The sequence below is a fragment of the Alkalispirochaeta americana genome (assembly GCF_900156105.1).
GTDB lineage: Bacteria > Spirochaetota > Spirochaetia > DSM-27196 > Alkalispirochaetaceae > Alkalispirochaeta > Alkalispirochaeta americana.
The window spans coordinates 1-12,567 of sequence record NZ_FTMS01000010.1 but is presented as its reverse complement, the minus strand read 5'-3'; the positions used below and the strand labels follow the sequence as shown (position 1 = coordinate 12,567).

Genomic DNA, 12,567 nt, shown 5'->3' with positions numbered 1-12,567 from the left:
CTGACCGGTCGGGAGCTAGAAGCTCTCGAACTCGCCGTCGATATCGTCGGGGCCGTTCTCGTTCAGGTCCAGCGATATCCGGGAGTTTGTCTGGGATCCCTTCTCGGCCAGAGTGATCCCCCTCTCGGATGATCCCGATGCGCCCGACTGGTGCTGCTCCAGTCGCCGAGTGCTCTTCCCCGGCCCTCCCGTTCCTTTGGATGAGGCTCCTCTGGCTCCGGACGCGCCGGATCCGGAAGCCCCAGAGCTTCGGCCTCCCGAGGCCGCACCTTTCTGATGAGACAGGGCGGCCCCCCGTGGCGCCTCCCCGCTCCGACCGGAATTGTTTACCCGGAAGAATTCCATGGTGCTCTGGAGCTGCTCGGCCTGGCTGCTGAGTTCTTCGGCCATGGAGGCCATTTCCTCCGATGCCGAGGCATTCTGCTGTACCACCTGGTCGAGCTGCATCAGGGCCTGGTTGATCTGATCGGCCCCGCTGTTTTGCTCCCGGCTGGCCGCAGTGATTTCCTGGACCAGTTCGGCCGTCTTCTGGATGTCGGGTATGATCTCGCTGATCATCGTTCCTGCCTGTTCGGCTACGGCCACGCTGCTGCGGGAGAGATTCGCGATCTCGGCGGCGGCTTTCTGGCTTCGTTCGGCCAGTTTTCGCACCTCGCTGGCCACCACGGCAAAGCCCTTGCCGTGTTCTCCGGCCCGGGCGGCCTCAATGGCGGCATTCAGCGCCAGAAGGTTGGTATTGCGGGCGATCTCGTCGATGATATTGATCTTTTCGGAGATCTCTTTCATGGCAGTTACGGTTTGCGAAACCGCTTCGCCTCCTTCTGTGGCATTGCGGGCTGCCTTCTGGGAGATCTTCTCGGTTTGCATGGCGTTGTCGGAGTTCTGGCGGATGTTGGCGCCCATCTCTTCCATGGAAGAGGAGACTTCCTCGGCGCTGGCGGCCTGTTCCGTTGCTCCCTGGGAAAGCTGCTGGGCGGTGCCGCTCATCTCTTCGCTCCCTGCCGAGACGTTTGCCGAGGCGGACTGGATATCGGCGACAACGCTCAGGAGCTGATCCCTCATCTCCTGGAGGGCCTTGGCCAGGATGCCAATCTCGTCCTTTTGGTCGATATCGAGGGTTGTGGTGAGGTCTCCTTTTGCCAGCTCTTGGGCAAAGGATACTCCCTTGTAGACGGGCCCGGTGATTGCCCGCGTAAGGAGCATGCCCAGGACCAGCGCCAGGGTTACTCCCAGAATGATTCCTGTCAGGGCGATCCGCTGTACCCGTGCGCCGTCGCGGACGGCTTGCTCTGTTGCCTCGGCTGCCACGGCCCGGTTGATGTCAATGATTTGATCGAGGATTGCCATGGCTGCCTGCTGATGGCGGACCCCTTCGGTGAGGGCCTGGTGGCTCAGCTCGTCGTAGATATTGTCTATCCGGTCCGCCTCGGCGAGCATCGTGCCAAAGAGCTCGATGGTGCGGTCGGCGCTGGGCAGGAGGGTTTGGGAGAAAAGATCCTCCGCCCGGGCCTGGTTCCCCTGACGCAGGGCGGTGCGGATCTCGGTGACCGTCCGGTGGAACGCCTCGTGGTAGGGGCCGATCTCGCGGATCGCCTGGAGAATTACCGGGTTCTGGGTGCGGTATTCTGCAAGCCACTGGCCGAAGCCGCATCGCCGGTGGTCGTCACCGCCGGCGAAATCATTCCCCGTGATCAGGAGTACCGCCACGTTCCGGATCAGCTCCTGGTGATCGCCGATGAATCCCTGAATGACTACCTGGTATTCCTCGGGGTTCAGGATCTCCGATTCCTCGATGCGGCGGGTTTCGGTGATGAAGTTGTTGTTGTATTCTGCCCAGGTCTCCAGGGCCGGGAGAAACTGTTGCCAGAGCCGGGCCTCCTCGGGCGTCTGGGGCAGGGGTTCGTAGATACCAATCGCGTCCTCGTAGGTTCGCCGGCGCGCGGTCTCGATGTTCTCGTACTGCCGCTCCCGGTCCTCCATGGACATGCGGGGGTTCAAAAGCGAGCGGAAGGCGATACGCAGGGCGTTGGACTCGCCCCGGAGCGAGAGGAGAGCGTCCACGCTGGGGAGACGTACCCGCGCGATCTCATCGACATGGCGATTCATCTGGTTGGCCCCCATCCAGCCGAAGAACCCCACCACCAGAACGATTGCGGCAACCAGCGAGAAGCCTCCCACCAGTTTGATCCCCAGTTTGATATTCTTCATTCGATTCCCCCTTACTAGTGCAGGAGTAGTTGCCTTTGCCCGGATACAAACAACGTGACGTGAGGTAGCCGGGAGGAACGTCCTCCTCATCAGATTATGATGGACGGAAAGCCGTTTTGCCAGTGAAATGACCGACTTTTTTTGGGGGCTGCTCCCGGGGCTGCTCCCGGGGCTGCTTTCAGGACTGCTTCCGATGTGCAATCCCGGGGATTCTTCAAGGTCCGGTGTTCTCGTCCACAAACCAGCGGATCACGTCCCAGTTCCCTCCCCGGGGAAGGAGAATCCAGAGCCCCATAAAGAAGTTTTCCCTGGCTTCAGCCTCGGCCAGGGTGATCCCCTGGTAGTGGACGTTGCTGTAGGTGGAATAGAGAATGTTGTAATAGGTCATGCCCGAGCGGTTGGTGATGGGGGCATTGCGGTAGGCCAGGAAAAACTGGGTAATCTCCCAGGGGGTGAGATCGGTCTCCACGTAGGTGGCCAGGGTTTGTATCAGCCGGTAGACCTGGGAGAGGTTGCCCGCGTGGAGGGTGTTGATCCTCCGCCGCAGAGCCTCGAGGATGTCGTGCTGGCGGCTGGAGCGTCCAAAATCGGTGGTGGTTGCCCGGGATCGGGCGATGCGGAGCGCTTCCACGCCGGAGAGGGTGTGAGTGCCGGCAGGGAAGGAGAGGGTGCTCCAGGTTCCGTTGTCCCGGACGCGGTAGGTGGGGTCCCGCAGGGGCTCCTCCAGGGTGAGAGTGATCCCCCCGAGGATATCCACTACCTCGATAAAGGCGTACATATCTATGGAGACGTAGGCGTCGATCTCGCGGCCGATAATCTCGGATATCCGGGCCAGGAAAGTCCGGGCTCCGTAGATTTCGTAGTGATCGCTGAGCTTGCGTCCCTGGTAGTAGAGGTCCCGGGGGATGCTCACGATGGAGATTGTCTTCTCTGGCGAGAGGTGGAGGAGCATGATCGAGTCGGCCTTTGTTTCGTGGGTGCCGACCAGGAGGATGTTTGTTCCATCCCGGTGAGAGCCGCCCCGAAAGCCCGGGGGGAAACTCTCCGGCAGGGTTTGGGCATCCTCGGGAGAGCTCACCTGGGGGTTGCTGAGTGCTTCGATCTCCTTTCCCAGGGTTTTGAGACCGGTGATCATTATGTCTTCCTGGTCCAGCAGGTAGATTTCGCCGGTGTGTTTCAGCACCGCCAGGGACCCCAGGGAAGAGCCTTCAGGGGTATCCCCCTCCAGGGAGGTGATATCGAAGACGTAGAAATCCAGAGTTTCCCGGGGTTCCCGGGCAAGGTGGAGGCGATGTTCCGCAAGACGCTCCTGGACGCGGGGCGTGGCGGCCCGGGTTTGAAGATATTCCCTGGCGGCTTCGTCCGGGGCGAGGTCTGCCCTGGCCGGGGCTTCGTCCGGGGCGGTATCCTGACCGGTTTTCCCGGTTTCTTTGGCAGCCAGGGCTGCCTGGTGTTCCCGGGCCCGGGGCAGGAGTTCTTCCAGGGCGGTTGATATCTGCTGGTGCCGTTCCCGCAGGGTGCCAGTGTAGGAGATCCTTCGCGATGCGCCATCGGCAGTTTCAATCACGGCTTGCGCCGGCGGAGTGGTTCCCGAGATGCTGATTGTTGCCAGGGGGGAAAGGGAGTCTGTCTGGTGTGTGTTGTCTGTATCGTCTGTATCGTCTGTATCGTCCGTGAGGGGGGCTTCGAGGGTCCAGAGGCCGCGTCGGGCACCGGGCTCGATGGTCAGATTCTTCTGGCGAAGATCTTCTGCCAGGGAGCTTCCCGGCGAGAAGAGCTCGTTCAGCTCTTTCTGAAGGGCTTCGCGTTCATGGTGGACGGCGATCCTGTCGAGGGCGCGCAGGAGAAGGTCCTCGTCGTCTTCCGTCCCCGGGTCCAGCTCCGTATCATCCAGGGAGAACCGGAATTCCGCTGTGGGAAGGTTCATCAGGGCGCGAACTTCCTGGAGATGGGTTGTGGCCACGCGCTGGTTGTTTTCCAGGAGGTGCCCCCGCTGGTTCTGACGTTCTACTTCGGCGCTCAGGTTGCTGCTCAGGCTCTCGAGTTTCTGCTGGAGACGGGCCGTGCGGTGCACCAGGGTTCCTGCGGTGACGACAAGGGCCACCGTGCCGAGAAAGATCAGGAAGAAAACCAGAACGTTTCGGGGGCGGAGTGTGAAGGGTTTCATAAACGCCCAGAGGGTACCACAGGGAGGGGGTCCGCATTAACCCTTGAAGACCCCCGGCAGAGAAAAAAGCGCTCCTACTGGAGCGCTTCTTCGAGTTGAACGGCCCGGTTCAGGAGTACTTCGTCGGCACCGAAGTGTCCTGCGGCTTGTACTCCCAGGGGAAGTCCCTCCGGCCCCGTTCCGTGGGGCAGGGTGGTCAGGGGGATTGCCACTGTGGGAACTCCCGCATAGGTCCAGGGCAGGTTCATCAGGGGGCTTCCCGTGGAGTCGATCCCCCGGGGGGCTTCTCCCGGAGCGGCTGGCGAGAGCCAGAGCGTTGCCCCGTGACGGTCCAGGGTCTCCTGTATCCGGTCGCGTATCTGCTGTCGCCCGCCACAGGCCCGGGCATAGGTGTCCTGGGGTATGGCCATTCCCCGCTCTACCAGCTCCTTGCTTCGGGGGTGGTAGAGCTGATGGTGCTCGGCAAACCACGAGGCATGGACCTGGGCAAACTCGGCGGCGATCATTTCCTGGTGGGCCCGGTTGATCTCCTCGATATCGGGAAAGGCCTTCACCCGAAGAAGGGTAACGCCGATTCCCTGAAGACGCTCGCAGAGGCTTTCCAGGGCTTTCAGGCTCTCGGGAGCTGCCTGTTCCAGGTAGGCGTCGTCGGGGACCAGAACCGTTCCCAGCCGGTGGCGCAGGGTATCCTTTGGAGGGGCTGTGGGCGCTTGTGCTTCCGGATCGTTCCAGTGGCGGGTAAGAACCGGTGCGATCAGGCGCAAAGCCTGTGCCGAGGGAGCCAGGACACCCACGTGATCAGCGCTGGGCGAGAAGGGAATCACCCCGGCGGGGCTGATCCGATCGTAGCTTGGCTTGTATCCTGCTATCCCGCAGAAACTCGCAGGGCGAGAGATTGAGCCGATCGTTTGAGTTCCCAGGGCCAGGTGGCAGAATCCGGCTGCCACGGCAGCGGCAGAACCGCTTGATGATCCTCCCGGCGTGTGGTCCGGGTTCCAGGGGTTTCGGGTCGGTCCGGGCCCGAAATAAGCGAACTCCGTGGTGACCGTTTTCCCCAGAACCAGCGCGCCCGCGTCCAGGAGCCGCTGCAGACTCGCCGCATCGGGGGTTTCCTCGTCCCGGAAGGTATCCGCCGGGAGCCGGGAGCCTGCCCGGGTGGGAAACCCTCGGGCGTGGAAGAGATCTTTCACGCCCACCACCAGACCAAAGAGGGGCGGCCGTTCTTCGGCCCGGGGCCAGCGCTCTTCCAGTGCCCGGGCCTCGGCCAGAAGGCGATCCCGTCGCTGCTGGGGGCTTTCATCGGGCAGGAGGGTCTGCAAGGTCTCCTCATAGCGGTCCAGGCGGTCCAGGATTGTCTCTATTTCCACCGAAAGGGGCCGTTCGCCCCGGCGGAGTACCGAAAGAAGCCGCGCAGGGTCCCGGGGGGCAACGTATTTCATTCAGATAACCCCCTGGTCCTGGAGGGCCTGGATTGCCTCCTGGCTGTAGCCCAATCCGGTGAGAACGTCCCGGGTGTGCTCTCCCAGTTCGGGGAGGGGCGGCCGCTCGGTGGAGTCCTCGAAACCGCTCATTTTGACGGGGTTTCCCGCCACCTGGACTGTCCCCGCCAGGGAATCCTCCACGGAGGCGAGCATGTTCCGGGCGATCACCTGGGGGCTCTTCATGATCTGCTCTACCTTGTTGATCCGGGCGTGGGGAATGCCCACCTCGGAGAAGAGTTCCGACCACTCCTGAACGGTCCGCTCTGCCATGAGGGGGTCCATGAGAGCATTCAGTGCCTCCAGGTTCTCGGTTCGGGCCGGATTGGTGGCGAACCGGGGATCTTCGGCCAGGTCCGGTCGTTCTGTGGCGGTACAGAAGGTCTTCCAGAGGTTGTCGTTCCCCATGGCCACTACGAACCAGTCGTCTTTTGCCTGGTAGGCCTGGAAAGGGGTGATTGTGGGATGGCGATTTCCCAGGGGTTCCGGGTTTTCTCCAGTGGCCTGATACCGGGCCAGGGCGTTTTCCAGGATCGCCACCTGGCAATCCAGCATGGCCACGTCGATCTTTTGCCCCAGCCCGGTGGCGTTCCGCTGGTGGAGCGCTGCCAGAATGCCGATCGAGGCAAAGAGACCCGCCGTGATATCGCCGATGGAGCACCCCACCCGAACCGGAGCTTCTCCCGGCCAGCCCGTGATCCCCATGAGGCCGCCCTCGGCCTGGGCCAGGATATCGTAGGCAGGTTTTTTGCTCTCCGGGCCGGAGTGGCCGTAGCCCGAGGCAGCCGCGTAGATCAGTCCGGGATTTATCTTTTTCAGTTCCTCGTAGCCCAACCCGAGTTTTTCCATGACGCCGGGGCGGAAGTTTTCTACCACCATGTCGTAGCGGGCAACCAGTTTGCGCAGGATGTCCTTTCCCTCGTCGGTCTTCAGGTTGAGGGTCATGGAGTGCTTGCCCCGGTTGATGCTGAGAAAGTAGAGGCTTCTCCCGTTTTTGAAAGGCCCGAAATGGCGGGAATCATCGCCTGTGCCGGGCATTTCCACCTTCAGCACCTCCGCTCCAAGATCGGAGAGGATCATCGTGGCGTAGGGGCCGGCCAATACCCTGGTCATATCCAGAACCTTCAGGCCTTCCAAGGGTTTGCTGCTTTTCATGGTTGGGTCCTCCTGGAGCAAGTGTACACCCGTTTCTGTGTGGGGGCAAAAAAAAACCGGGGGATCGCTCCCCCGGTACTGCGGCTGGCCCCGGGCCAACCTGCTGATCAGCTTTTGCGGGCCCGCTGTCGGGCTTCGTCAAGGAGCCACTGATTTTTTGCACGCGCCACATCGCCGAACTTGGTGAGCTCGCAGCGTGATTTTTTCTCCATCAGCTCCTCATACTGCGCTTCGTCCACAAAGGCCACGATCCGGGCGATGCTGGACTCGCCGTCCACGAAACGCCAGGGGAAACATCCGATCGTCACCCGCTGGTTCAGAAGCAGGTCGATATCCCCGCCTATGCACTCGGCGTGAACGATCCCGTGGGGGAACATCTCCAGGTGCATCAGCTGATACTTGTCGTCGGTGAAGACCTCGGTCAGGCCCTTGCCGTATTTTTTCTTGAAGTGAGCGTCGCACTCGGCGGCGTTCCGGGGCATCCAGTCGCGGATCTTGGTGTTCATGGGGTGGTCGGCGCTTCCGCAGTCCACGCCGATCCAGCGGAGCTTTTTCTTCTTGGCCCACTCGGCAAACTCCCGGTCCGGCCCGGGGTGCTTCACCATATAGGTTACCTCGTCGGCCGTGGGCTGATCCCAGCTGTACTGGTGGTATCCGGTGGAGATGATCAGGATGTCTCCCTCTTTTACCTCAACACGATCCTCGATCATCTGGGATGTATACACGTCGTATTCACCGGCAACGTCCGAGAGATCCACGATGACGCCTTCATGGACGAGAAAGTCCATGTCCAGACTGGCGATATCCTTCCCGGGGGTGTAGAAGTGGATCTCCCCATCCAGGTGAGTTCCAATGTGGTTCGAGTGGGTCACCAGCTGGCCGTTTGCTCCATTGGGGGCAAGGCGTTTGAAGTATTTCACCTCCAGGGGCTCATAGGTGGGCCAGGGAGGAGTTCCAATCCCCAGGGGGATGCTCAGATCAATTACCTTCATGTCCTTCATACCGTTCTCCTTCCGTCTTGGTGTTCCTGCGGTCTCTTTCCTGAAGCCCGGGCTCCGGGGCACCCCGGGCCTTCAGGAACATTTTCAGGTGTATTTTTCTGCAAAAGCGGCAAAAGCGTCCCGAAAGGCCTTCTCGGGAGGCTTTACCAGCCCTGCGCCAACCATTCCCACGCCCGGGTCCTTATGGGCGATACCGGTATTGATCGCCGGCAGGACACCGTGCTCTACCACTTTCACCACATCGATTCCTGTGGGGGTTCCCCGAAAGTCCATGGCGGGAATCTGGTAGGTATCGTTCTCGGCCAGGGTGATCTCGTACATCTTGCGGGTGAAGTTCACCGCATCGGCGGGCGAACCACCCACAAACTTGACGATCGCCGGAGCTGCCGCCATGGCGAACCCTCCGATACCACAGGTCTCGGTGATCACCGAATCACCCACGTCCCGGGCGGCATCGTCGGCTGAGAAGCCCGGCAGATAGAGTCCGTCCACCACAGACGCGGGGCCTGTGAACCAGCGGTCGGGCAGGCCCGCCAGGCGAATGCCGAACTCTGTCCCGTTTCGGGCCATGGTGTAGACCAGGGAGCTTCCCTCGATCCCCGCAGCGGCGTCGACGGTGCACTTCGAAGCGGGCATGGTGAGGTTCAGGAAAAAGTGGTCGTTCTCGTGCATGAACCGGAAGACCTTGGCCAGTTTCTCTTTTTCCTCGTCGAGCATCACCAGGTAGGGAGCCATCTCGCGGATGAAGAGGCTTGTGCCCGCGCGGTTGCGGTTGTGGCCCTCGTCACCCATCTGAAGAACCTGGGCAATGAGGTTCTTCATGTCCAGGGGGCCGTGGAGTTCCAGGGCTTTTTTGAGGATCGGCGCCAGTTCCTGTTCCATCCAGCGCAACCGGTCGATTACTTCCTTGGAGTTGGCGCCGTAGCGGAGGACCTTGCCGAGTCCCTCGTTGAGGGTGCAGTAGGCGCGGTTGCCGAAGGTGCTGTTCTCCATGACCCACACAGGCATGCTGGCTGTGGTCACCCCCGCCATGGGCCCCACGGCGTTGTGGTGGTGGCAGGGATCGAAGGTGATCTCTCCCGAGGCGGCCAGTTTTTCTGCCTCTTCGGGGGTTTTTGCCAGCCCCTCGTAGATCAGCCCGCCGATGATGGCGCCCCGCAAGGGGCCTGCCATGTCCTCCCATTCCACGGGTGGTCCGGCGTGCATGATAAGCTTTTTGTGCATTCCCGGAACGGTGTCTTTGGCGATGCCTATTCCCACCAGGGTGGGTTTCCCCTTGAGGATTCGGGTGACCGCCTCCTGATTTGCCGCAGCCCGGTTGAGTTTTCCCGACGCTTCGGCCTCTTCCAGCCGGTCCAGGAGGACTGCCAGTTCGGGATCGCCTCCGGCGGGCGGTTTCCATTCCACCGAGGTAACGGGCGTTCCCAATTGCGAGAGGGTATCGCCAAAGCTCTCAAGTCCCAGGTTTACCACCTGCAGGTCCTGCCCAAAGAGGGCGGTGATAGCGTTTTTGCTCATGATCCTCTGCTCCTATCGTGTCTTCAGAAGGGCCATCATGCGCCGGGCAAGCTCGACGGCCTGGTAGTTCGAGGGCATCACCACTGCACCGGCTGCGGTAAGGGCCCGCTTTTGGGATTCGATGTTCTGGAAATCTTCCTCGGTGCCCGTGATGCTGGCGATAACGGGAAGATAGCCGCCCCGTTTTGCCGCAGCCTGGCGCATCGCAGCGATCGCCGGGGCCAGAGCCCCTGCCGGATCGGGATGACTGCCGTAACCGATAACACAGTCCACCAGCACCAGGGCGATCTCCTCGTCCTCGGCCTCGCGGAGCATCCGGTCGGTCCGTGTGGATGGATCGATCATGGGATGGGGCCGCCCCACGGTGAAGACATCCTCGCCCAGATCCACGATGGTGTGTTTCTCCGAACGCTGGGGATCTTTGAGTGCAAAGGCTGTATCGCTGGGATCGAAAGAATAGATGCCGCCCAGGGTGTCGTTGAGACCGAAAACCGCCTCATCGGTGAGGGTGCCTCCCGTGAAATATCCCCTGAGATAGCGTTGACTGCTGGAAACGGCCGAGGTTTCCCTCTCCACCAGGGCATCGATCTCCTTCTCGTCCTCGTCAAAGACCGAGGGGGACCAGGATTCTCCCCGGGAGATCGCCACGGCCTTGCGGGCTGTTTCCTCAAGGTTTGCCGCGTAGTGGAGATTGTCCTGGGACGATTCCCCGGGCAGCCCGATCAGATGGATCACGGCGGGTTTTCCCGTTTTTTTCAGCGCCTGGATTACCCGATCGGCTACCTTTGGGGCCGGGGGCTTGGAGATGACCACAATGACCCTGGTTTTGGGGTCTTCCGCCAGCGCCTCAATGGCCATGAGCGTCGTGGAGCCGTTCACCTTTTCGCTTTTCAGATCTCGTCCGCCCGTACCGATCGCCTGGGATATGCCTCCTCCGGCGCGGGAGATCAGGGTCGTTACCTCCTGAAGGCCCGTTCCGGCGGCGGAGACCACCCCGATTGGACCGGGAGCGACCACGTTGGCAAAGCAGAGGGGTTTTCCGTTGATGATGGCCGTGCCGCAGTCAGGACCCATCAGAAGGAGCCCCTTCTCGCGGGCCAGGGTCTTCAGTTTGACCTCCTCCTCCAGGGAGACGTTGTCCGAGAAGAGCATTACGTGCTTGCCCGCCTTGAGGGCTTTTCTGACCTCCCGTGGAGCGTGGGCTCCGGGCACGGAGATGATCACCAGGTTCGAGTCGGGGTCGGCTTCGTAGGCAGCGTCGCTGCTGGCGTGCCGGTAGGTGGCGTCCACCCCGGAGGAAGCTTTTTTGGTAAGGAGTCCGTCCACCGCTTTTTCGGCGGCTGCTACGGCTTCCTCGGAGCTTCCCTCCAGGGATATAATCAAGTCGTTGGGGCCAGCCTTGGCCAGCTCGGGCCCGCTCATGCCCATGTCCTGGAGGAGTCCCAGGTTCATCTCCGTTCCCATGGCGACCACCGCATCGGTGATTCCGTCCAGTTTTTTTACGTCCGTACTGATCAGCATCAGAAATACCGAATCGTAGTACGAATCCTTCCGCAGGATGATTCGCTTCACGTCAGGCCTCTCTTTCAATCTGTATGGTGTGATTGGGGTCCCTGCTGGTTCCGTATCATACCCTCCGTTCGAAGATGTAAACGCTACACCCAGTTCTGCTCCCTGTCAAATCCCTGATGCCTTTGAAGGAGCCATACAAAACCCGCAAGAAAATCCAATCCCGAGCTATTTCCGTGGCTATCAGCGATATCTATAGCCTCTTTGGCCCGTTCGTGGGGCCCTTTGTGGTCATCGGCCAGGCTGTGGCAGATATCATGGGCAAAGGCGGGGGGGCGGCTTTCCAAAGAGAGCCGGAGCAGGGTGGCACCGCCGGTGGTGGTTCTGGAGAGAGCCTGCCGGATCTCGTGAAGGAGACCCTCCCGGAGATCTGCTTCCGGGACCGCCCGGGGTTCCGGGACCGCCCGGGGTTCCGGGACCGCCCGGGGAATGATATCCAGTGCCATCAGTGTTCCTGCCAGAAAATCGTCACCCGCTGGAGTAAAGCCCGGACCAAGCCCCACCAGACGGGGCAGACCGTGCAGTTCCGGGAGGCGAAGGGGTGCCAGAGTTCGCTCTGCCTGCCGAAGGAATGGATCGTCCCGGGGGATGAGAGCGGGAGAAAAGAGAAGCGGCAGGAATCCCCGATGCAAGCGGGGTTCCTTCAGGAGAATGTCAAGGAGCTTTTCCCGGGTTGTTCTGCTGGTGATGGTGGCCCGGTCTTCAGCGGAGAGGTCCAGAAATCCCTGGTACCGGGGCGAATCGTCCTGGATCGAGGGATAGCGCAGAATCAGGGCCGTGGAGGTGGATCCTTCCGGGGTCAGCCCCCGGGGAGACCCCGAGAGGACTTCGCCGGGCCGAAGTTGCTCCAGCAGGGATGTTGCTTCGCCGGGGAGGAGCACCGCGAAGGCGGTTCGATCCCGGGGATCTGCAACGAGGGAGATGAAATAGGGCCCCCAGTGGTCCCGGAGTTCAATGTTCGCCACGCCCCGATGGCGCCCCCGGATGGTGCCGGAAAAATGATCGGGCACGAGCGCTCCCGGCACCGCCCGGGGAGCCTCCTCTGGAGGCACGGGATAGAGCATTTTTCCCACCTTTGGAGTATTATACCGGAAGACTGGAAAAAGTCATCGGGAAAAGGCCGTTGCCGTTGAATCGGAGCCGGCCCAAGGATACATTATACAGGAAGCATCGCAGGAACTATCATAGCTTGACAGGAGCGCAGTCAGGGCGTACCGTGGCAGTTTATATCAAGCAGTACAGTAACGATGGAGCTGCCGGGCTATCGGCAACCGGGCAAACGGTCTTGCGGTAGTTCTGTTCCCGTGAAGAGTAAGGTATGTAAGATCCGTGAAGATAGGCAAGGAGTGAAGACAGTGGGAAACCGAGAAGCGATCCAGCATATGAAGACGATCCGGGAGCAGGTCCGCCTTGGCGGCGGGGAAGCGCGGATAGAACAGCAGCACCAGAAGGGGAAGCACACCGCGCGGGA

8 protein-coding genes are annotated in these 12,567 nt (G+C 61.3%); all 8 read right to left on the bottom strand.

Translation table 11 applies throughout. From position 1 onward, the window contains the following. Positions 1–15 precede the first annotated feature (15 nt). Positions 16–2,208, bottom strand: coding sequence for a methyl-accepting chemotaxis protein (locus tag BW950_RS08445; protein WP_076488865.1), 2,193 nt, complete (start codon positions 2,206–2,208; stop codon positions 16–18). Between the two features lie 214 nt (positions 2,209–2,422). Further along, positions 2,423–4,375: an LCP family glycopolymer transferase gene (locus BW950_RS08440; RefSeq protein ID WP_076488864.1), complete on the bottom strand. Its 1,953-nt coding sequence runs from the start codon at positions 4,373–4,375 to the stop codon at positions 2,423–2,425. 74 nt (positions 4,376–4,449) lie between these two features. Further along, positions 4,450–5,814 (bottom strand): amidase, encoded by a 1,365-nt coding sequence (locus tag BW950_RS08435; protein ID WP_076488863.1) that lies wholly within the window; start codon positions 5,812–5,814, stop codon positions 4,450–4,452. Next, on the bottom strand, positions 5,815–7,008 hold the full coding sequence (locus BW950_RS08430) for a CaiB/BaiF CoA transferase family protein (protein ID WP_076488862.1): 1,194 nt from the start codon (positions 7,006–7,008) through the stop codon (positions 5,815–5,817). It abuts the gene before it with no gap. A 107-nt stretch (positions 7,009–7,115) separates the two neighbouring features. Then, positions 7,116–8,009 carry a cyclase family protein gene (locus BW950_RS08425; protein WP_083943863.1) on the bottom strand — a complete coding sequence of 298 codons (894 nt, stop codon included), beginning with the start codon at positions 8,007–8,009 and terminating at the stop codon, positions 7,116–7,118. An 84-nt stretch (positions 8,010–8,093) separates the two neighbouring features. Beyond that, positions 8,094–9,527 carry a YlbE family protein gene (locus BW950_RS15370; RefSeq protein ID WP_076488861.1) on the bottom strand — a complete coding sequence of 478 codons (1,434 nt, stop codon included), beginning with the start codon at positions 9,525–9,527 and terminating at the stop codon, positions 8,094–8,096. A gap of 12 nt (positions 9,528–9,539) precedes the next feature. Further along, on the bottom strand, positions 9,540–11,099 hold the full coding sequence (gene fdrA / locus BW950_RS15365) for an acyl-CoA synthetase FdrA (RefSeq protein ID WP_076488860.1): 1,560 nt from the start codon (positions 11,097–11,099) through the stop codon (positions 9,540–9,542). A gap of 83 nt (positions 11,100–11,182) precedes the next feature. Continuing rightward, positions 11,183–12,160, bottom strand: coding sequence for an oxamate carbamoyltransferase subunit AllH family protein (locus tag BW950_RS08410; RefSeq protein ID WP_076488859.1), 978 nt, complete (start codon positions 12,158–12,160; stop codon positions 11,183–11,185). Positions 12,161–12,567: the final 407 nt, after the last annotated feature.